Raw genomic sequence first — 21,896 nt, forward strand, 5'->3', positions numbered from 1 at the left:
GTTTTAATATTGTTACCCCAATTTTTTGGCATCGGCTAAAAACTGTGCTAAGCCGCTATCGGTAAGGGGATGTTTGAGAAGTCCGGTGATAGCCGAAAGAGGTGCGGTAATCACATCGGCACCTATTTTAGCACACTCGAGGATGTGCATAGTGTGGCGCACAGAAGCTGCAAGGATTTGTGTCTCAAAGTTATAGTTGTCGTAGATGAGGCGTATTTCTTCGATGAGAGAAAGTCCATCGGCAGAGATATCATCGAGTCTGCCAATGAAAGGTGATACATAAGTAGCGCCTGCTTTGGCTGCCAAAAGCGCCTGACCTGCTGAGAATACGAGGGTGCAGTTGGTGCGGATACCCTTATCGGTGAAGTATTTAATAGCTTTGATACCGTCTTTAATCATCGGTACTTTTACTACGATTTGAGGGTGAAGGGCAGCGAGTTCTTCGCCTTCGCGCACAATGCCCTCAAAATCGGTGGCAATTACTTCGGCAGAGACATCGCCTTCTACAATCTCACAGATGTTTTTGTAATGTTGCAAGATAGCGGCTTTGCCGGTGATGCCTTCTTTAGCCATTAATGACGGATTAGTGGTTACCCCGTCTAACACGCCCAAATCTTGGGCTTCTTGAATTTGCGATAGATTCGCTGTGTCGATAAAAAATTTCATAAGACAATTAATAATTAACGATTAATAATTAACAAGTTGTGATGTTATCAGGTCAAAAAAACGAATTGTATTTAACTTTGGCAAAGTGGGTGTTACAAATTGGCAAATTGGCAAATTTGCTAATTTAATGAGTAGTGTTTCATCAGCATTTTCTCGTACTGTTTGCTCGGCAAGAGTCGTTTGAGGACAATAGAGAATTTCTGCAAGAAACTACCTTGTTTGTAATGCACTTTGGGGTGTTTGGAGTTGATAACTTTTAGTATCTTCTCTGCCATTTCTTTGGGGTCACCACCGCTATCAACGTGCTCATTCATCAGACGGAGTTGTTTGGCATAGACTTCGGCATACGGAGAGTTTTCGTTTACAGGAGCGTGGTAACGGCGAGAGGCAATATCGGTAGCATAATCGCCTGGGGAAATGGTGGTTACCTCGATGCCAAACTGCTTTACTTCCATACGCAAGGCTTCACTCATCAAAAGAAGTGCGCCTTTGCTCGCGGAATAAGCTCCGCGGAAGGGCAAGCCCATATAACCTGCAATAGAGGCAATGTTGATGATGCGTCCGCTGCCTTGTGCGCGCATAGAGGGGAGCACTTGCTGTATCACAGCTATAGCACCATAGAGATTGGTAGCAAAAACGTTGTGTAGTTGCTCGGCGGGGAGTTCTTCTACTGCTCCAGTGATGCCCACGCCTGCATTGTTGATCAGTATATCAATACGACCTACTTCGGTGAGTATTTGCTGTACCGCTTCTTTGATAGAAGTTTCGTTGCGCACATCCATAGGCAAAAGGCGGAAAGGCAGGTTTTTGCCTTCTACATTGCGCGCTGTACCATAGACCAAAAAGCCTTTGGAAGCGAGGAGCAGGGCAGTTTCTTTGCCTATACCCGAAGTGGCGCCTGTGATGAGAACGGTTTTGTTCATTGGGTGAGGGTTAAGTAATATGGCGACAAAGATAGTGGTAAATTAGTAAATTAGCAAATTGTTAATTGCGAATTACTTCGTCTTCTTCTAAACTTTCAAAAGGTACATTTTCATATTGGTTGAACACTTTTAGAGTGTCGGGAGTCGTAGAAAGGAAATCATATCCGCTAAGAGAGGGTTCCTCTATCCCCAACCAATGGGCATAGCCTTTGAGAAAATGAAACGCCGATTTGTTTACTTTTATTACCTTATGCTCGCTGTCATCGCTGTTGAGCAAAGCAAAAGGAATGCGGTAGACAGCCTTGTTAGGGTGCGTATCGCCGTGAGTGAGAGTGGCAAAAAATGAAGAAGAGCGATCTTTAGTCATTAGTCCGTGATCGGCGAAGTAGAGCATAGAGAAGGGGAGGTGTTGAGCCTCTAAGAGTTTGTAAACACTTTGTAAGAATGCATCGGTCTGTTCAATGGTTTGCAGGTAGGCTGAGAAGTTGCGGTTGTAGTAATCGTAGTGGATAGCGTGTTCCAAGCGCTCGGGGAAATAGGTGTGTGAGCCCATAATATGCACTACAAATAGGCGCGGCTGTGTGCTTTTTTCGGCTAAAAAGCGCTGTAACACAGGCAGCAAAGCAGTGTCGTAGATATTCATAGATGAATAGTCGCCTTTTTTGGTGAAAACCTTGTGGTCGCACAAAGAGGCTATTTTGGCAATAGGCGTATCCCACTCACCTACTGAGCCCTGATTGGAAATCCAATAGGTGCCAAAACCAGCAGCTTTTGCCAAAGAGATAAGATTATCGGCATAAGCGAACTCACCGTCCTTTTGCTTTAAGAACATTCGCAAGAGCGCTGTGGTGGTATTAGGGGCAGTAGCCGTATAACCATCTATGAGGGTGCCTTTGGCAGACTTCAAGAAAGACGAATTTTCTACAGGGAATCCATAAGCCGACATATAGTCCTTGCGCACACTCTCGCCTATTACCAGTACATAGTTAGCATATTTGGGGTTAGCGCTCACTACCTGCCACGAGGGAGTACCCTCGATACTCTGGTTGAGATCGGCACGCAACTGCTTGTAGTATTGAACGTTGTTGTATATAGAAGCGTAGAAAGCTATAGGGGCTGTACGCGTGTTTTGCCATTGGAAACTACCTTCTTCTTTTATTTTTGCCCAAGGGCGGTAGAGGGTAAGAAGCACGCCTACTACAGCCATTCCCAAAGTAATGAACTTTTGATTGCGGCTGTGAGGATAGGTTTCCTTTTTGCCTATATAAAGAATATATCCGCCAAATACTAAAGTAAGCACCGATATCCCATAACTATAAAAAGGCAATTGCTGCATAAACTCTTTAGACTCTTGAAAATCGGTTTCAAAGAAAGCACCAATCATTGTGGCAGGAGGGTGTCCAAACCATATAATTTGAGGCAAGAAGAGTACGCAGGTGATGAGTACAAAGCCAAAAAAGAGGGCAAATAGCCAATAATTCAGTCGTCTAAGAGCTAAAAACAGCAAGAAAGTAGCCAACATACCATAGACTGCCAAGTTCATATCCAAGGCAAAAGGGATGGCTACCGAAAAAAGGAGTAGGAGGATTTCAAAAAGGTGTTTTTTCATTAAAAATTAGCATTTAGCTATTAACATAACGAAGGCAAAGGTAATAATAATTTATTATTTGTCATCGGCAATTTGTGATTATTTTGTATATTTGCGCATTCTTAATGAGGAATATTCATAAACAAATGATAAACAAGCTATTTAAAAATTGGTTCATTTTGCTCTCTGTAGTAACCATCGTTTGGGTATTAGTGCTATCCTATACTTATCCTGAACTATGGATGCGTGAAAGTTTTAGGGAGAATTTCTTCAAAATAGGTTTTTATCTTTGTGGGCTGATCGCGACTTTATGGATGTTTCAACATCACAAACTTCTTTTTGAAAAAGGTAACTATTTGCGTTCTTTAGCAATATGTAGTGCTGCAGCTGCTGTTTTTCTATGGACATACAAGCACAAGGTTACTTTTCGTATGGATTTACTTTTGCTCTTCTGCAGTGGACTTTATTCCTTAGTGTATCGCAAATGGATAAAACCTGATGCTGTGATGATTACTTTCTTTGCACTGATGGTACTCAAGTACTTAGGGATATTGTGGAGTGTGGATAAAACTTTTGCTTGGCAAGAAGTAGATGCCGATGGAATGTACTTATTACTGTTGGCTCCTATAGTTTGTATAGGTTTTCGACCTAAAGCACAAGAGACGATGAGCTTTATTACCCTTTCTTTTAGGATGTTTTTGCTTTTGCTCACACTAAATATAGCTACTTATATTATTGTGCATAGGATAGTAGGGGTTCCCTTTTTTAGTTTTTTCACTTTTAATAAAGGCTATATGGCTTTTACTGAGCATATATTGGCTTGGACATTCTTTAAACACCCCAGTTTTATAGCTTGGGTAATGTTTACAATCTGGGGACTTGGAGTTTGGGTGTGGAGAAAATCATCTAAGTATTTATCGCTGGCAGAAGTAGTTTGGTACGGAGTGTTATTATTTTGTTTTGCCTTTATAATGCAAGCCAGAATAGTGATAGTAGGCTTCCCTTTAGCCGTTTTGTTGATGGGATGGTTTTATATATCTAAGAGATGGGTTATCAGTAGGCGTGCTATAACTGAAATAGGAATGGTAGTCGTAGGTATTTTGGGAATTTACCTATTGGTTACACATTCTACTTATTTTGCCGATCCTATACGAGAAAAGATGCTTGCTAAAGCCTTTGATAGCATAATGGCAAATCCTATTGTGGGAAAAGGGACTATCTATGAAAAGTTAGTGGCTAAAGAGGCGATAGGGCAAATACATATTCACAACGATTTTTTAGCAACTCTTATTGATTTAGGAATGATAGGGCTTATAGTGCTCTTGTTATGGGTATTTTTTGTTTATCGAAAAGCAATTTTGAGCAAAGATGATAGTATTGCCTATTGTCTTATGACATTTCTGTTGCTAATGAACACTGATGTAATGCTGAATTACTTGCCTGGTATTTATATTACTCTTCCTTTTTTGATAATGGTTTTTTTCAAAGAAAAGCCCAAGCAATCAATGATCTAAAATATCGTTCCAAATTTTGATAGTATCCTCCTCTTCTTTAGCCATAGTGTAGTGAGACAAAATGAATTCTGAGGCTTTTTTACCTTTTTCTAAAATAGTTTCAGGTGATTTTTCATAAGTAGAAAGCAATTCTTCCACTTTTTTAACATAGGCTATGATATCACCACCTTCAACAAGTGAAGAAAATTCAGGTTTGAAGTATTCTTTGCCTCCTTGCCCGTGATATCCTACTACATAACAACCGCAAGCCATTGCCTCTACAGGAGGCAAGCCGAAACCTTCGCGGTGATTGAAACTCAAGAAGAAAGTACTCTGTTTCATTATCTCGGCTACTTCTTGTTCTGTTTTGTTGTCGATAGGTACTAATTTCCAGTCTTTTAGTTTGCCTCTCAGTTTGAGGATGAGGATTACTTGGCGAACATCATCAGTTAATTTTCGAGGCATAAAGCATATTTGTTTTTGCTTTTTATCGGCATACGAAAATACAGAAGTATCGATACCTAAAGTCATTTTATAAGTCTTTAGATTAGGGAAAGTATAGTTCATATAAGCCAAAGCATCATCGGAAGCAACGATGGTTGCTAAAACATTAGGCTGGTGATAGGGTGTTTTTTGATAGTCTTTTTCAAAAGAATAGAGATTGAAAGTGTAGTAGCAATTTTGGTTGAAGATTACTTTCTTGATATGGGGTGCTATTTGGTCTATTTTATCGCCATAAATCTCAGGGATTACTAATATACTATCCTCATCTAAGGTAACACTTTTCTTTTTCAACGACCAAAGGGTGAGCTGCTTTCTAGGGGTCATTTTTCGGTTTTCGACAATATATTTGAGAGTTCTGAGCAAATAGGGGCTGTAAGCAATGGGAGCATTAGATTCAAACCATTTTTGCTTACTCTTACCTTGTAGCAATACAAAGGCATCAAAACCGTTCTTATTGAGGGTTTCTACTTGGTGAAATATCTGTTTTACTCCACCACTCATAAAATTGTTGTTTGGGCAAAGAAAGTATATTTTAGTTCCCATAGAGAATGCTTTTAATCCAATTTTTAATATGGTATTTTTCCCTTATAGCAGGGTTAGCTTCTTGATAGTTTGATGTTATAAAATCCGTAGGGATATGGATGTTATATACATCGTCTATAATAAAAATATTGTTAGGATTATAGAAATCGTAATTAGCAATATCTTTATTAGTTGTAATAAGTTTTTTTCTTAAGCCCATTGCTTCGTAAGGGCGAAAAGAGAGTCCTTTTTGGTGAGGGTGAGCTATATCTAAAATGATGTTACCCTTTAAATAGAACTGATAAGACTTAGAAAAAGGAATGATTTTCTCAATAACTTCTACATTTTTGATAGATATTTTCTTAGGTGTATGCACAAATATTTGTCCTTTGGCAGAGATGCCATTTTCTTCAAAATATTTAAAGATGAGTTCAGTTTCTTTGATTCTATCGTCGAAAGTAGCTAAGTAGCAAACATCGTATAGGCTATTGTGGCTATCGCTTTCGGCAAAAAAGAAATTGGTGATGCTTTTCAAGTGGTATTTCTTGCAGTCATCGGGTTCAAAACTGTAAATCACATCAAATTTGTCTAAATACTTTTTCTGCATAGGAATTTTTTCAATGCTATCCCAAAAAATAGCTATAGAGAATTTGGTGTTTTTCAAAACAGTATCTAATTGCTCATCACTAAGCGTATAAGGTGCATTTATAAGGAGTACATCATACCCTTGGTGTCGGTTCAGTACTTCTCTAATATATGCCTCTTTTTTTTCTTTTTTAAGATTTCTGCCTGAGAAAGTTTTAAGGAAAAAGTTGTGAATTTTTTCTCTGTGATTTTTGTATTTATATTTAAAGTTTGAAACTAAGTGTTCTACCTCATAACCGCTATACTCTTTTAATCCTTGGAGAACAACCTCATTAAAGCCGTAGTAATCGGGGGCTATGAATAAGAGTTTTTTTTTCATTGTGTTAATAGTTGTTTTATCCAATTAGTAAAGCTATATTTTTCTTTTATTTCTTCAGCTAAAGGCTCATAGGGAGTTGTTGCAAATTCTTCAAACCTTTTAAAGTTTTCATTTTCGATTATGAAAATATTATTAGGGTTGTAAAACTCGAAGCCTTTTACCAAAACATTGTCAGTAATGAGTTTTTTTTCGTAGCCTATACTTTCAAAAGTTCTAAATGAAAGTCCGTTGTGTATAGGGTTATGGAAATCTAAAAGGAACTCGGACTGTTGTATTTTTTGAGCACTTTCTTTGAAACTAAATCCTTTTGCAATTATTTTAAACTTTGCATTGTTTGCTTTTTTGTGACGGGCAAACAAATAGATATTAGGTGTTAAATGATTCTTTTCTAAAACTTCAATAATTTTATTGATTAAAGGGATGCGATTTTTGATGTAGGAGCCTACGAAAAACACAGATTTTGGAGTTACATCGGGATTGGAGATGATGATATCATCGAAATAAAAATTCGTAGTGTGTTGTAGCTTAGGGCTAAGGTTTAAATCGTTTTTATCGAACACATAAAAATTATCGAAGTAACTGATGTAACGCTCGGCTAAAGGGAATCTACTCATTCCATCCCATTGGTAGGCAATGGTTTTAGAGGCTAATTGTTTGGCTTTTTCAATCACTTCAAAGTCAAACAAATCGGGGCGGACAAAAAGGGCATAATCAGCTTTTTCGATGGAGGATAACTGTTTGAGAATTTTTCCTTTAGCGAGTTTGTTTTTCATCAAAGGTTTATGAGTTCTGTCGCCTGTAGTAAGTTTTTTATATCCGTGAATGATTTTGTCAAAGAGGGATAAAGACTTATTGTTAAAGTTTTCTAATAAAAAAACCTCAAAACCTAAGAACTCTAAATTCTCTTTAAAACGCTGAGGTAACCCAAAATGATTAGGTATACCTACGATAATTGATTTTCCTTCAAACTCTTTCTGTTTCATTTTTTATAAAAGGCTCCCAAAAAGTTCTATTTTCTTTGTTCCATCTATGGCAACCCATAGGTAAGACTTGATTATTGAAAGCAAGTGCTTTCTCTACTTTATTTTCGACTGCAAAAAGGCAGGCTTCTTTGTAATCGGGTTTCTTAAAAGTGATGTTGTTTCGCTTAGGTTCTATACTAAAAAATACATCTTCGGCATAGAAGTTACTTTTGTTTATGGGGTTGAGGTAGACAGCAACTTGTTGTGATAGCGCTTTTAGCACCTCTATAAATTTCTCACGTTTGCGCAACGAGAAGCCTCCGTTACCTACCTGATTGTACAGCAAACTCTTGTTTTTTTGAGTGTTGCCGCTGCTGTGATAGTTTATAAAGCTCTTTACACAGCAAATAGAATAGTCCCATATTTTTTTAATGAGAGGAAGTTTTTCCTTGCTGCGAATCCAAGGAGCTCCTATATAGTCGTAATCCTTTTCACACCAATAATTGAGGTCGTCTTTGAAAATAAAGGCATCAGTTTGGTAGATAAGAATGTATTTTTTAGAAAAAGCCTCGTAGAATTCGACGTTTAACATCAATCGATTGTAACCGTAAATACTTTCAAAATAAGTGTCGTTGAAGGCCTTGAAAGTAGCTTCACCAAACTTTTTGTAATTAGTTATATCCAGACTTTTAGGGTGCACAAAGGTAATGTCATATCCTTTGAGCAACTTAAACGCTTGATTGATAGCTGTAGCATCATCAAGAGTAGGGTCTTTTTTATATATGGGTATAACTATATCAACCATTTTCTTTATGTTTTATAAAGTAAAATTACTGTTTTTTGAGATTCTATCTTCACTCTTGCATTCCGAATAATAAATTCTTAAACAGCATTATGAGTGAAAGCTGTGGGAGGGCGCCTATGAGCCAGCTGATGGCGAGTTTCCAGAGGGGTTGCCCTGAGAGATAGGCTTGTGCTGAAAGGATGGCTCCACTGAGAAAGATGAATAGTGCGACAATATAGGTCATATCTATCTCAAAGATAACTCCCAGCAATATGCTGAAAATGGTGAGCGCTCCTACCCCCATTACAAACATATTGCCTACAAATTTTAAATAGTGCATCAACAAGATGATAAAGGTGCTGATGAGCAAATTCATTATGTAGAAATACAAAATGGGATAATGATCCATAGGGGTTACCTTGAAGGCGGTGAGTAATAACATTGCTATATAGCCACAACGCAACCACTTCTGTTTTTCAAGGGGCACCTCGAAAGGGTCGTTGAGCCAATTCAGCACAAAGAGCATCAGGTATACAAGGGTGGGTAACGCTACAGTGATGAACAGTAGCAATAACCAAGTGTATTTTACGATTTCCATAGTGGGTGAAAAGGGTATCTGAAACAATACTAACATTGCTCCATAGATAGGAAACCATATAGGGTGAGCAAAAAATGTGATGATATAGCTGAAATAGCGCATTGTTATCAGTTTTTTCTATTCTTCTTCTTCAACTGCTGTACTATCAGCTGCGGCTTTTTCCTCTTCTGTGGGCTCTTTAAAATATTCTTCTAATTCTTTAGCACCCATAAACGGACTTGCTTTGGCTTTGAATACTGCCCATTCTTTTTGGAAGAATTCACTATCCAAAGGAGCGATGAGTTGTAAGAGGTCGCCATAGCGGTCGATAGCGTACTGTATGCGGGCAACGCTGAGGTTGAGTTCCTCGGCATCTAAGTGGGTATAGTAGTTCAGTTCTTCTTGGTATTTAGCGAAAATCTGTTGGGCGAGTTTGCGGGCAGTTTCGCGTTGTCCTATCTTAAAGTAGCCTTGCACAAAGGGGTCGAGAGTGAAATAGTAGCCATACGCCTCTACCGGCATATTTTTCATAGCGATATCCATCATCTCTTTGGCTTGGGCGTTTTTACCTTCGGCGATGAGCTTCTCGGTAAGGCGAGCGATATTGCCGCGGAAGATGATACTGTTCTTGCGCGTTTCGGGGTCTAAATAGATATTAGGTTTACCCATATTGCCCCACGTCCATTTTTTCACGATGTTGCACATCAAATCGGTATCGATGCGCCCCATATCGTAAGGGTGGTTTTTATCGATTTCGGTTTTGATAGGCACGAGTTTGTACACTAATCCATCGAGTTGCAAATAGTCTTTCATCCAAATGTACTCGGTGGCATCCATACTACCTCCAGTGAAGTAGATAGGTCGTTTCCAATCGTTGTTTGCCAAGATGTCCAGCATCACAATGCGCGCCTTGTCGATAGCGTTAGGCAAGGTAATATCGATATAATCTACTATTTTATCGGCATCTTCAGGTTTTACGATACCGCTTTTTAGTACATTTTCTTTGTTTACGGGGATACGTATTTTGTTAGTAGGGTAGTAGTAGAACGTTTGTTTGTACTCACCTTCACCACGTGTTTCTTGCGTATTAGGGTCGTTGCTGGTAACCCAATTTACAAAATCTTTGATATTCCAACGGTTTTCGGTGCGTTTGCGGAAGTAGATGCCCTCGCGCACGCCGTAAGCGTAGTTTTTATGTTCTATTTGTGCTGGGATAGGGCTACTGTTGTATGCTTGACGCTTCATTTGGTCGATATACCAATCGGTTTGCAACAAACTTGTGTTGATAACGCGTACATCGGTGCGGTAGCCTTCAATTTCTTGAGCATACCACAAGAGGAAAGTGTCATTATCACCAATGGTGAAAATCATCGCATCTTTATCTTTTGCCACCGATTCTAAGTAAGCATTCCCAATGAACTCAGCCGAATATTTTTGAGAGCGGTCGTGGTCATCCCAGTTTTCATAAGCCATTAGCATAGGCACAGACATTAGGGTGAGGACAACGGTTGTAGGGGCTAATATATTGGGAGTGATGTATTTTTTCAGCCAATCGAAAAGGGCATACACGCCCATTCCTATCCATATTGCAAAGGCATAGAACGAACCTACCAAGGCGTAATCACGCTCGCGAGGCTCGAACGGACGCTCGTTCAGATAGATTTTCAGTGCTAAACCAGTGAAGAGAAAAAGCACCATAATCACCCACGTTTGTCGTTCACTTTTGATAGCCATAAACAGCAAGCCTAAAATTCCTAAAAGGAAAGGCAGGAAGTAATAAGTATTGCGGGCTTTGTTGTTTAACACATCGGAAGGGAGGTTCTTTTGAGAGCCGAGATGAGCACTGTCGATAGCTGAAATTCCTGAAAGCCAATTGCCGTGGTCGTTTTCCATTTTGCCTTGCACATCGTCTTGTCTACCAATGAAGTTCCACGCCAAATAGCGGAAATACATATAGCCAAACTGATAGCTAAAGAGGTAGTTCATATTCTGCCAAAAAGTAGGTTTTTGCACTTCTACTTCATCGCGGAATTGCATTAGGAACTGGTCGTAACGCTCTGGAGGCATTGCGCGTACCGCCATTTGCTGTTGGATACTTTGCAATAGTTGGTAGGCTTGAGGGTCAGCATAAGCCTCTTCAGTAATTTTGAAAGGCGGATTGCCGGTGAGCTTCATATAGTTAGCTGCGTGTTGGGCGCTCCACATACGAGGCAAGAAGCCCATTTGCGCTCTATTAGAGGCAGTTTGAGCGTTCTTGTAGTTGTTTACAATCACGTATTTGCCTAATTTATAGTCGCGTTCGTATTTAGGTTTAGCATCTTCATAAGGATGTTCGGGGTCGATGCCCGCGTACTTATCAGTGTACATAGGTCCGTAGAAAAGATGCGTTTCAGGATATTGTTCGAGATTGTAGTACGCCAAGAGCAAGCGCGCATCGGTAGGACTATTCTCGTTGATTACTGTATTGGCATTTGCACGAATAGGAATCATCAGCCAAGATGAAAAGCCTATAAATATAAATAGCAAACACAAAATGCCCGTTTGCAAGCGCACTTTGTTTTTCTTATAAGCATAATTGAGTGTGAAATAGAAGAAAGCAATAACTGAGAGCCCCGCGATAATAGTTCCCGAGTTGAACGGCATTCCAAAGCTATTGACGAAAAAGACTTCTAAATAACCGAAATACGCCAATGTGTAGGGCAATATCAGTTTGAAGATAAGCAATAGTATGGCGATGGAAATTACATTAGCGAGGATGAAATTCACTGCGGTTTTCTTGTAGTTGCTGTTGAAGAAATACAGCATCCCGATAGCAGGAATGGTGAGCAGTGCCATAAAGTGTACCCCAAAGGAAAGTCCTACCAGTAACGAGATAAGCAATAACCAGCGGTCACCACGAGGTTCGTGCAGACTATCCGTCCACTTGATGCCCAACCAAAACATTACCGATATAAAAAGCATAGCCATTCCGTATACTTCAGTTTCTACAGCGTTGAACCAGAAGCTATCGGAAAAAGTATAAGCCAAAGCGCCTACCACACCGCTGCCCATTACTGCAATGATTTGAGAATGGCTAAGAGTTGTAGCACCGCGCAGAGCAATTTTTTTAGTGAGATTAACGATGATAAAGTACAAGAACAACACTGTGAAAGCGCTCGATAACACCGACATATAGTTTACCATTAGGGCTATTTTGTCGCTATTGGGAGCGAAGGCAGCGATGAAAGCGCCCATCATCTGGAAGAAAGGAGCTCCAGGGGGGTGACCTACTTCTAATCTTGCCGATGTAGCGATATACTCACCACAATCCCAAAAACTTACTGTAGGTTCTACGGTAAGGCTATAGGTAACCAAAGCAATAGCAAACACCAGCCAACCAGCGATGAGGTTGTATCTTGAAAAATCTTTATCCGTCATTGTAATAAAATTAGATTTTTTATTATTGAGGGCAAAAATACGAAATAATTGCTAATTAGCAAGGGGTAGGAGTCAGGTTTCAGGTTTTAGGTTTCAGGGGTCAGGATTTAAGGGTTAGATTTTTACACTTACGCCCACTTTGAATGATAGCGCATTGCCAAAAGCTACTTCTCCATTGAGACCTACGTTTTTGAAGATGAAGTAACGGAAGCCTAAGTGAACGTTCCACAATACAAAATTACCGGGGTGTTCTCTTCTGAATTTATCGGGTATAGAATCGGAAGATCTATCACAACTTCCAGAGCTATGTCCGTCAGGGGTGTTGCTTTGCCAAAATCCATAGCCTACAGAGAGACCGCTATACCAATCGGTAGTGATGCGATGGTCAAAATGCAAATCGGCGCTGAGTTCTGGCACAAAAGCGGTTTGGTATTTACTTTTGAGGTCTAAACTGTGAGTAGAAAGATTAGCGCCTACCGAGATATGAGGTGTCACCCCATAGTGAACGCCTCCGCCTATAATACCTCCTATAAACGAGGCGCCTGTTTGTACATCAATAAATACATCACCTTTGTTGTAGGCTTCTTGAGCAGAGGTGTGCAAAGCAAAAAGCAATAGCGTAAAGAATAAGAGATTTTTCATATTATTTAGATTTTTATACTTACTCCCACTTTAAACCAACGTACATTACCTAAGGACGCTTGACCATTGAGACCTACATTTTTGAAGATGAAGTAACGGAAGCCTAAGTGAGCACCCCAAGCTATAAAATTATTTTTGTGATTGTTTCTAAGGCTAATGTCATAAGTAGGAGGGGTTATCACACAACCAGTATTGCCAGCATTTTCATAAGGGTCATTGCTCTGCCAGATAAAATATCCTCCTGAAAGTCCTGCATACCAATCGATAGTAGTGCGATTGCCAAAGTGAAAGTCGGCAGAGAGTTTGGGTAGAAAGGAAGTGATGTACTTATCGTTGAAGTTAAAACTTTGACTATAGAACTGAGCTCCTACCGAAAACAATGGGGCAAAAGCATAGTGTATTTCTCCACCATAACCAACTCCTGCATTGCCGATTGACGTGCAAACATCAATAAATATATCACCTTTGTTGTAGGCTTCTTGAGCAGAGGTGTGCAAAGCAAAAAGCAATAGCGTAAAGAATAAGAGATTTTTCATACTTGGTTATTTTGTATTATCTATTAGATAAGTATAATCACTAATGGGGTTGAGTTCTATTTTTTTATGGTTGAAATATAGCTCTGATAAATAAGCATTATCTCCACAATGCTTAGTTTCATAATAATCTCCTTTTACTTGTAAAATATCTGTTTTTCCATCATACTCCAAATAAAAAGTCTCTAAATTCCCTGTATAAAATTCTTTTAATTTTTTCCCTCCGTTACTTATTTTTATATTTTTATTAGCCATAGGAGAATAACTAATTTTCACCTTTTTATTATCTATTAGTTTATATAAAAAGGCTGAGTTTTCTGTATTTTCAAAACTTTTCAGTAATTCTCTATTATCCTTTACAGCATTATTTACAATAATAATACTTAAAGAAGGAGGTACATTCATACAATCTTTCCCTTTATCGCAAGAGAGAAATAAGCTTAATAGTATTGTAAAAATTAAAATCTTTTTCATAGCTTTATTATTATCGATTAACATATATTATTTTTTATCATTATATAATTTCCTTATGAGTCTGATTTAGAAGTATTTGAGCTAAATTTTCTTCCATCCTTAGCATTAAAAACACCCATATTGTACTAGCATCTCCCATTATAGCCTTCTATAGTTCCAAAACCTTTTGTATTTCCTCCCCAACCTAAAAGTCCGTTGTCGGAAGACTTGGTTTCAGTACTGGGTAATACTGAAATATCGGTGTTGGTTGCGAACGGGGCGTCTGCCTCTTCGCGTTGGCAGGAAAAGAAGAGTCCTGCAATGGTAAAAATAAATAGATGTTTTTTTATATAGGGTTAGTTTTTAGGATTACGCGACAAATGTAGGAAATAATTAGCGAATTAGCAAATTTGAGAATTAGAAAATTATAAAAAAAACGTGAAAAAGGCGTTTTTTATAAGGTTTTTTGCTTTTTAGGATATGTATTGATGATAATCTCGAAGTATTTAGGGTTGTAAAGCGTCGTCATAGTGGTGAAAAGTTGTTGGCGTTGAGGTTTATCGGTAGGGAAAGCGACAAAATGAAGGTCGTTGTCTAAAATTTGGTAGATGAGTTCGGTGCAATAAAGCTGAGAAGGCTCATCGATAGTGCCTAAATGGTCGAAGGGGATTTGAGCTTTGAGGTAGTGTTTGGCACGTTGTACTACAGTACGACCTTGCTCGGGGGTGCTGTGCAAAGGGCGCACGATTAAGATTTTTTCGGGCATTGAGTATTTAAGGAAAGCGTTTAAGGGCTGTTCTTGCATACCATCGATGTTGCTTACATCGGAAGAGAGGGAGTGAATTACCCACCAATTGCCATTTTTGCGATAGAGAATTCCAGAATGGGTGACATCAAAACGACCATCGTTGAGGCGTTTAGCAATCATATCGCTGAAGATACCATAACCACGCCTGAGAATGATGTCGCCCTCTTGTAGAGAATCGAGTTGGGAAGGGGTAAGACGGAGGGAATGCTCGTTCTCAGCTACTTGTTTTTCTTCACTTCGATGGTCGATATAGAAAAAAATGCGAAAAGCAGCGTAGGAGAGGAGCAGGAAAGCTGCAAGGAAAAAGAGAAGTTTTTTCATTGTCAGGGGGTTAGGTTTCAGGTTTTAGGGGGTAGGGGATAAAAAGAACTTTGCCAAAGGTGCGAGCCGCACGGGCAATGCGAGCCGTAGGGGCAGGAAACTTTGGCAAAGTTGTAGTTTAAAAGTGTTGTAATCTTATTTGTTAGTAGGGGTTGTAGTTTGAGCATCCTCTACTTCAGCAGGCATATCAGGGGCATCAACATCGATATTAGGATCCATTTCTGGCATATCGTGGTCGTGACCATCGTGATTGTGGTCGTGTGGGGCGCCGCCGTTTTCTTTATTTTCTTTGTTCATAGAAACAATCCATTTGCCGTCTACTTTTTTGAGGTCGAGAGCGGTTTCTTTGCCGTTGCTATCTTCAGTAGTGTAGAACACTTTGGCTTTATCGCCGTTTTCTTCTACTTTTGTGATTTTAAAACCTTTGAACAATTGTTCGTTTTTGGCATCAGATGAAGGTACAGATTTCATCAATTCATTGAGGGATTTGAGCAATTGAGAGGTTTGCGCATCGCAATATTTGCCAGCTTCTTCAAAATTATTAGCATTTACAGCTGTCATAAATTTCTCGGCAACAGTTTTAGGAGAGTTTTTAGAACAAGAAGTAAGCATTAAACTTCCGATAAGGAAGAGAGATAAGAAAAGTTTTTTCATTTTATGAGAGTGTTTAAATTAGACATTAATCATTATTAGGGAGCAAAGGTAATAAAAAAATACGAATTACGAGTTACGAATGACGAAAAAAAATAGGCTGTCTTTTTATGAGGCAGCCTATTTTTATACGGAATTATATCGTTAGTTAAACGTTTATTTTACTTTTTCTACAATAGCTTTGAACGCTTCGGGGTGGTTCATTGCCAAATCGGCAAGAACTTTACGGTTGAGCTGGATGTCAGCTGCTTTAAGTTTACCCATAAATTGAGAGTAAGACAATCCGTGCAAGCGAGCCCCTGCGTTGATACGCACAATCCACAAAGCGCGAAAGGTTCTCTTCTTGTTACGGCGGTCGCGGTAAGCGTACTGCATTGCTTTCTCAACAGCGTTTTTGGCTACCGTCCAAACGTTTTTTCTGCGGCCAAAGAAACCTTTGGCTTGCTTCATTATTTTTTTTCTACGAGCTCTACGAGCTACAGCATTTACTGATCTTGGCATAAATTCCTTTTTTTTAATTTTTGTAGCAGGTGGTTTGTGCTTAAAACAAACTCTTAGGGGTACCTACTCCACGGTTATTAATTTCCTACTATTTAAACAATTATTTTAAGCCTAATTGTTTCTTCACGCTTGATTCGTCGTTAGAGTGAACGAGTGTAGCGTGGGTGAGTGCTAACTTGCGTTTTTTAGCTTTCTTAGTTAAGATGTGGCTTTTGAACGCGTGTTTTCTCTTGATTTTACCAGAGCCGGTGAGCTTGAAACGCTTTTTAGCTCCAGATTTAGTTTTAATTTTTGGCATTTGCTTAGATTTTTATTGATATAATTCCGTTTTTTTAGGTAAGAGATAAGAGGTAAGGTTGCATACCTCTTATCTGTTACTTCTTATCTTTTATCTTTAATTATTTTTTCTTGGGTAAGGGTGCGAGGAACATCGTCATACGTTTTCCTTCGAGTTTAGGCATTTGTTCTACTTTGCCATAGTCCTCGAGGTCAGTAGCGAGGCGCAAGAGGAGGATTTCCCCTTGATCTTTATAGATGATAGAACGACCTTTGAAGAATACATAGGCTTTTACTTTAGAACCTTCTTTGAGGAACTTTTCGCCGTGTTTCTTCTTAAACTCATAGTCGTGGTCATCGGTTTGAGGTCCGAAGCGAATTTCTTTGATCACTACCTTAGTAGCTTTCGCTTTTAGCTCTTTGTCACGCTTCTTTTGTTCGTAAAGGAATTTCTTATAATCGATTACCTTACAAACAGGAGGCGTAGCGTTTGGTGAAATTTCCACCAAATCGAGTTCTAATTCATTAGCAATTTCTAATGCTTTGCGAGTGGGGTATACGCCTCCTTCGACGTTTTCCCCTACCAAACGCACCTCAGGAACGCGGATGTCGCGATTGATACGATGAGGTTGTTTGTCATCTCTGCCCGGTGTGTTACTTTTTTTTATGATAGCTATTAAAATTTTAAATTACTTTCACTATACTAATTTGTCGATTTGCCAATTGGCTAATTGCCAAATTGTTTAATTGACTTAGCGACTTCGTCGTTGATGAGTTTGGCAAAGGCTTCTACGCTCATACTGCCTAAATCTTCACCACCGCGTTTGCGCACTGATACGGTGCCTTCTTTCTCTTCATTCTCGCCGACAATGAGCATATACGGGATTTTTTGGGTTTCGGCTTCACGTATTTTTTTGCCCATAGTTTCAGCGCGATTGTCTATCAGGGTGCGAATATCGGAATTTTCTAACAAACTCAAAACTTTTTGAGCATAATTTTCATATTTTTCGCTCAATGATAGTATGATAGCTTGATTTGGATTGAGCCATAAAGGGAAGTTTCCAGCGGTGTGTTCCAATAAAATGGCTACGAAACGCTCCATACTTCCGAAAGGTGCACGGTGAATCATTACAGGGCGATGCATCTCGTTATCAGCACCTTTATACCAAAGGTCGAAACGCTCTGGAAGGTTGTAATCTACCTGAATGGTACCGAGTTGCCAGCTTCTGCCTAAGGCATCTTTCACCATAAAGTCGAGTTTAGGTCCGTAGAAAGCGGCTTCGCCTGTTTCGATTACATAATTCAAGCCTTTTTCTTTCGCTGCGTTGATGATCGCATTTTCGGCTTTTGCCCAATTTTCATCACTACCAATGTACTTGCTGAGGTTTTCGGGGTCGCGCAACGATACTTGTGCAGTAAAATTGTCGAATCCAAGAGAACCAAATACATAGAGCACCAAATCGATTACGTGTTTGAACTCGTCGTCTAACTGTTCAGGAGTACAGAAGATGTGCGCATCGTCTTGGGTAAAGCAACGCACACGAGTTAAGCCGTGCAACTCGCCACTTTGCTCGTAGCGGTATACTGTACCGAACTCGGCGAAACGCTTTGGCAAATCTTTATAACTCCAAGGGTGTGAGTTGTATATCTCGCAGTGATGCGGACAGTTCATTGGTTTTAGTAAATATTCCTCACCTTCGTTAGGGGTGGCAATGGGTTGGAAACTATCTTTTCCGTATTTATCCCAGTGACCTGAGGTTACATACAAATTCTTATGACCGATATGCGGGGTAACTACCTGCTCGTAACCCGCTTGTTTTTGAGCTTTGCGCAAGAAGGCTTCGAGGCGTTCTCGCAAGGCAGCTCCTTTGGGTAACCAGAGAGGTAAGCCTTGTCCTACCTTGTTAGAGAAGGTAAAGAGTTCGAGTTCTTTACCAAGCTTGCGGTGGTCGCGTTTTTTAGCTTCTTCAAGCAGTTCGAGGTATTCGGTGAGTTCTTTTTGTTTAGGGAATGAGATACCATATACACGAGTAAGTTGTGGGTTGTGCTCATCGCCACGCCAATAAGCCCCAGCAGCGCTGAGTACTTTTACGGCTTTTACAAAGCCTGTGTTAGGGATATGCCCCCCACGACAAAGGTCGGTGAAGGTGCTGTGGTCGCAGAAGGTAATCGTACCATCTTCGAGGGCTTCGATGAGTTCTGTTTTGTACTCATTTTTGCCTGCGTAGTACGACAAGGCTTCGGCTTTACTCACGGGACGCATTTTAAATTCGTGTTTGCCACGAGCGATTTCCAAGAATTTAGCTTCTATAGCAGGGAAATCTTTTTCGGAAATCGGTTTGCCGTTGAAATCTACATCGTAGTAGAAACCATTGGCGATGGCAGGCCCTATGGTGAGCTTGATGCCAGAGTAAAGTTCTTCGAGCGCTTGTGCCAAGATGTGGGCAGATGAGTGCCAGAAAGCTTTTTTACCTTCGGGGTTATCCCAAGTGTATAGAGTAAGACTACCATCCGTCGTCAGTGGGGTAACGCTTTCTACAGTCTTGCCATTGAAAGAGGCAGAGAGTACGTTACGCGCCAACCCCTCGCTGATGCTTTGTGCTACTTGAGCAGGGGTGATACCACTTTGGTATTCTTTTACTGAACCGTCGGGTAGTGTAATTTTAATCATTTTTATTGTTGATTTTTAGTATTGTTGAGTTTGAAAGTGCAAAATTACAAAATAATTAGCAAATAGCAATAATTAATGAAGAAAAAACTTTGTTATCAATGTAGTTATGATGTTTTTTAGAGCTTTTTCGATGGTAGAAAAATTTACTACTTTTTTGGCGCAAAACAGAAAAATAATACAATTCCCTTCATTTGTAATCCGTATTTCATAATAATTTCTTACTTTTGCCCAAAATTTACAAAGAGTAAGAACATTACAAATGTAATTGCCAGAAAATTAACATACTGTAAGTGGCATTATATATTTCTTACTTCTTATCTCTTACCTAAAATAAATGAGCAAACTACTTATTCTCGGAAGCATCGCTTTCGACCAAATAGAAACACCTTTTGGAAAAAGCAACTCTATTATGGGGGGCTCAGCTAACTATATTGCATTGGCTGCTGCTCAGTTTGAAATTCCCGCTGCTGTCGTATCTATCGTAGGCAGCGACTATCCACAAGAGTATCTAAATCTACTAACTGAACGTCGTATTGATGTGTCGGGTATTGAGATTGTACAAGGAGGCAAAACACTCTTCTGGAGTGGCAAATATCACAACGATATGAACCAACGCGATACCCTCGATACCCAACTAAATGTTATCAACGACTTTAAACCCGTAGTCCCTGAGGCTTTCCGTGATGCCGAAGTGCTTCTGCTCGGTAATTTGCATCCTACCCTCCAAATGGATGTACTCCACCAAATGACACAGCGCCCTAAATTGGTGGTAATGGACACGATGAACTACTGGATGAACCACACTTGGGATTTGCTAATGGAGGTAATTGCTCGTGTGGATGTGCTCACTATCAACGATGAAGAAGCACGCCAGCTTACCAAAGAGTATTCGCTTGTGAAAGCAGCCCATCGGATTATGGCAATGGGCGTGAAGTATGTGGTCATTAAAAAAGGCGAACACGGGGCGTTATTATTCCACGAGGATAAGGTGTTCTTTGCACCTGCTTTGCCTTTAGCCGAAGTGTTTGACCCTACGGGTGCCGGCGATGTGTTTGCAGGGGGTATGGTGGGGTATCTCACTAAAACTCGCGACTACTCGTTTGCTAATTTGAAAAACGCTATTGTTCAAGGGGCAAATGTAGCTTCATTTTGCATTGAAAAATTTGGTGCTGAACGTTTGCTCACCCTCACCCACAACGAGCGAACAACTCGCTTACAACAATTTAGAGACCTTACACAGTTTGATATTCAACTTAGGTAAGAGATAAGAGGCAAGTAATTTACCTTTAATCTCTTACTTCTTAGCTAAAAAAGATATGCTTTACAAAAGAAGTAGCGAATTATTCGCAGCTGCACAACAAGTACTCCCTGGTGGAGTGAACTCTCCCGTACGCGCTTTCAATGCCGTAGGGGGACATCCTATTTTCATCAAAGAAGCGCAAGGCGCTTATCTTACCGATGAGGACAATCGCAAGTACATTGATTATATTGCCTCTTGGGGTCCTCTCATTTTAGGTCACGCGTACGCCCCTGTAATTGAGGCAGTAACCGAGCGCGCTAAAAAAGGTACCTCTTTTGGTATTCCTACTGAAGTAGAAGTGCAAATCGCCGAATTGGCGGTTGCAATGGTGCCAAATATCGATAAAATCCGCTTTGTAAATAGCGGTACAGAGGCTTGTATGAGCGCAATCCGCTTGGCACGTGGCTATACTGGCAGAGAGAAAATTATCAAGTTTGCCGGTTGCTACCACGGACACTCCGATGCTTTCCTCATTGAGGCGGGTAGTGGAGGAGCGACTTTTGGCAGCCCCAATAGCCCTGGGGTAACCCAAGGTACAGCTAAAGATACACTTTTAGCAAACTACAACGATTTAGCATCGGTGAAGACCCTTTTTGAAGCCAATCCTCAGCAAATTGCTTGTGTGATTATCGAACCTGTGGCGGGCAATATGGGCTGTGTGCCTCCTGCCGAAGGATTTTTAGAAGGATTGAGACAACTTTGTACTGAAAATGGCACACTTTTGATATTTGATGAGGTGATGACCGGCTTCCGCTTGGCAAAAGGTGGAGCGCAAGAAGTCTTTGGCATCAAAGCTGATATTGTTACCTTTGGGAAAGTGATTGGCGGTGGACTTCCCGTAGGGGCTTTTGCTGCTAATAAAGAAATAATGAGCTACTTAGCTCCCGAAGGTCCCGTGTATCAAGCGGGAACCCTTAGCGGTAATCCTTTGGCGATGAGTGCTGGTTTGGCAATGCTCACCGCTTTGAATGAACAGCCCGAAGTGTTTGATAGTTTAGCGAAAAAAACAGCTTACTTGCACGAAGGATTTGACAATGTGCTAAAACGTGCGGGTATACCTTACCAAATCAACAGTTTTGGCTCGATGTTCACCCTTTTCTTTAACGAAAATCCTGTAACCGATTTCGCTTCTTCGGCTAAGAGTGATGCAGCGCGTTTCCGCAAGTATTTCCATGGAATGTTGCGCGAAGGTATTTATCTACCGCCAAGCGCTTTTGAAAGTTATTTCCTAAACGACGCCCTCACTTACGAAGATTTGGATAAAACTATCAGCGCTCTTAACAGAGTGATAATGGAATTGTAGGGAATTAGAAAATTTGGAAATTCTGAAAACTGAAACC

General features: G+C 40.1%; 21 protein-coding genes. 3 read left to right on the forward strand and 18 right to left on the reverse strand.

Going from position 1 to position 21,896, the window contains the following annotated elements:
- Positions 1-12 precede the first annotated feature (12 nt).
- The 3 genes from fsa to CGC57_RS07585 form a co-directional block, all read right to left on the reverse strand.
- Positions 13-666: a fructose-6-phosphate aldolase gene (gene fsa / locus CGC57_RS07575; protein ID WP_095898646.1), complete on the reverse strand. Its 654-nt coding sequence runs from the start codon at positions 664-666 to the stop codon at positions 13-15.
- A gap of 119 nt (positions 667-785) precedes the next feature.
- Positions 786-1,589 (reverse strand): SDR family oxidoreductase, encoded by an 804-nt coding sequence (locus tag CGC57_RS07580; protein WP_095898647.1) that lies wholly within the window; start codon positions 1,587-1,589, stop codon positions 786-788.
- A 61-nt stretch (positions 1,590-1,650) separates the two neighbouring features.
- On the reverse strand, positions 1,651-3,198 hold the full coding sequence (locus CGC57_RS07585; protein WP_095898648.1) for a phosphoethanolamine transferase: 1,548 nt from the start codon (positions 3,196-3,198) through the stop codon (positions 1,651-1,653).
- Positions 3,199-3,323: 125 nt separating this feature from the next.
- On the opposite strand from CGC57_RS07585, the gene CGC57_RS07590 reads away from it, so the two are divergent.
- Complete coding sequence (locus CGC57_RS07590; protein WP_095898649.1) at positions 3,324-4,691, forward strand: O-antigen ligase family protein; 1,368 nt, start codon at positions 3,324-3,326, stop codon at positions 4,689-4,691.
- Here the strand turns inward: CGC57_RS07590 and CGC57_RS07595 are convergent.
- The 15 genes from CGC57_RS07595 to thrS form a co-directional block, all read right to left on the reverse strand.
- The gene (locus CGC57_RS07595) at positions 4,680-5,717 is read right to left on the reverse strand and encodes a glycosyltransferase (protein ID WP_095898650.1); all 1,038 of its coding nucleotides are present in this window, start codon (positions 5,715-5,717) and stop codon (positions 4,680-4,682) included. The genes CGC57_RS07590 and CGC57_RS07595 overlap by 12 nt on opposite strands.
- Positions 5,707-6,639: a WaaS/CpsH family glycosyltransferase gene (locus CGC57_RS07600; protein WP_486598994.1), complete on the reverse strand. Its 933-nt coding sequence runs from the start codon at positions 6,637-6,639 to the stop codon at positions 5,707-5,709. The genes CGC57_RS07595 and CGC57_RS07600 overlap by 11 nt, the downstream gene beginning before the upstream one ends.
- Positions 6,640-6,656: 17 nt before the next feature.
- A complete protein-coding gene (locus CGC57_RS07605; RefSeq protein WP_002680381.1) occupies positions 6,657-7,643 on the reverse strand; it encodes a WaaS/CpsH family glycosyltransferase in 987 nt (328 codons plus the stop codon).
- Positions 7,624-8,427, reverse strand: a complete 804-nt coding sequence (locus CGC57_RS07610; protein ID WP_095898651.1) for a DUF5672 family protein — start codon at positions 8,425-8,427, stop codon at positions 7,624-7,626. Before CGC57_RS07610 ends, CGC57_RS07605 begins: the two co-directional genes overlap by 20 nt.
- Before the next feature lie 49 nt (positions 8,428-8,476).
- The gene (locus CGC57_RS07615; protein WP_095898652.1) at positions 8,477-9,106 is read right to left on the reverse strand and encodes a hypothetical protein; all 630 of its coding nucleotides are present in this window, start codon (positions 9,104-9,106) and stop codon (positions 8,477-8,479) included.
- 15 nt (positions 9,107-9,121) lie between these two features.
- Positions 9,122-12,400 carry a glycosyltransferase family 117 protein gene (locus CGC57_RS07620; RefSeq protein WP_095898653.1) on the reverse strand — a complete coding sequence of 1,093 codons (3,279 nt, stop codon included), beginning with the start codon at positions 12,398-12,400 and terminating at the stop codon, positions 9,122-9,124.
- 114 nt (positions 12,401-12,514) lie between these two features.
- Positions 12,515-13,042 carry a hypothetical protein gene (locus tag CGC57_RS07625; protein WP_095898654.1) on the reverse strand — a complete coding sequence of 176 codons (528 nt, stop codon included), beginning with the start codon at positions 13,040-13,042 and terminating at the stop codon, positions 12,515-12,517.
- Between the two features lie 5 nt (positions 13,043-13,047).
- Positions 13,048-13,578, reverse strand: a complete 531-nt coding sequence (locus tag CGC57_RS07630) for a hypothetical protein (RefSeq protein WP_095898655.1) — start codon at positions 13,576-13,578, stop codon at positions 13,048-13,050.
- A gap of 6 nt (positions 13,579-13,584) precedes the next feature.
- On the reverse strand, positions 13,585-14,049 hold the full coding sequence (locus tag CGC57_RS07635) for a hypothetical protein (protein WP_232747215.1): 465 nt from the start codon (positions 14,047-14,049) through the stop codon (positions 13,585-13,587).
- 433 nt (positions 14,050-14,482) lie between these two features.
- Entirely contained in the window at positions 14,483-15,157 is a 675-nt protein-coding gene (locus CGC57_RS07640; protein WP_095898657.1) for a YiiX/YebB-like N1pC/P60 family cysteine hydrolase, read from the reverse strand.
- A 135-nt stretch (positions 15,158-15,292) separates the two neighbouring features.
- A complete protein-coding gene (locus CGC57_RS07645; RefSeq protein WP_095898658.1) occupies positions 15,293-15,811 on the reverse strand; it encodes a DUF4878 domain-containing protein in 519 nt (172 codons plus the stop codon).
- A gap of 153 nt (positions 15,812-15,964) precedes the next feature.
- The gene (gene rplT, locus CGC57_RS07650) at positions 15,965-16,309 is read right to left on the reverse strand and encodes a 50S ribosomal protein L20 (RefSeq protein WP_002674637.1); all 345 of its coding nucleotides are present in this window, start codon (positions 16,307-16,309) and stop codon (positions 15,965-15,967) included.
- A 100-nt stretch (positions 16,310-16,409) separates the two neighbouring features.
- Entirely contained in the window at positions 16,410-16,607 is a 198-nt protein-coding gene (gene rpmI / locus CGC57_RS07655) for a 50S ribosomal protein L35 (RefSeq protein WP_002680287.1), read from the reverse strand.
- 100 nt (positions 16,608-16,707) lie between these two features.
- A complete protein-coding gene (infC, locus tag CGC57_RS07660; protein WP_040361428.1) occupies positions 16,708-17,205 on the reverse strand; it encodes a translation initiation factor IF-3 in 498 nt (165 codons plus the stop codon).
- A gap of 107 nt (positions 17,206-17,312) precedes the next feature.
- Entirely contained in the window at positions 17,313-19,256 is a 1,944-nt protein-coding gene (gene thrS, locus CGC57_RS07665; RefSeq protein ID WP_095898659.1) for a threonine--tRNA ligase, read from the reverse strand.
- A 334-nt stretch (positions 19,257-19,590) separates the two neighbouring features.
- Here thrS and CGC57_RS07670 point away from each other — a divergent pair, with 334 nt between their 5' ends.
- A complete protein-coding gene (locus tag CGC57_RS07670; protein ID WP_095898660.1) occupies positions 19,591-20,517 on the forward strand; it encodes a PfkB family carbohydrate kinase in 927 nt (308 codons plus the stop codon).
- Between the two features lie 55 nt (positions 20,518-20,572).
- Positions 20,573-21,859 carry a glutamate-1-semialdehyde 2,1-aminomutase gene (gene hemL, locus CGC57_RS07675; RefSeq protein ID WP_095898661.1) on the forward strand — a complete coding sequence of 429 codons (1,287 nt, stop codon included), beginning with the start codon at positions 20,573-20,575 and terminating at the stop codon, positions 21,857-21,859.
- Positions 21,860-21,896: the final 37 nt, after the last annotated feature.

The sequence above is a fragment of the Capnocytophaga sputigena genome (genome assembly GCF_002302495.1).
GTDB classification, from domain to species: domain Bacteria; phylum Bacteroidota; class Bacteroidia; order Flavobacteriales; family Flavobacteriaceae; genus Capnocytophaga; species Capnocytophaga sputigena.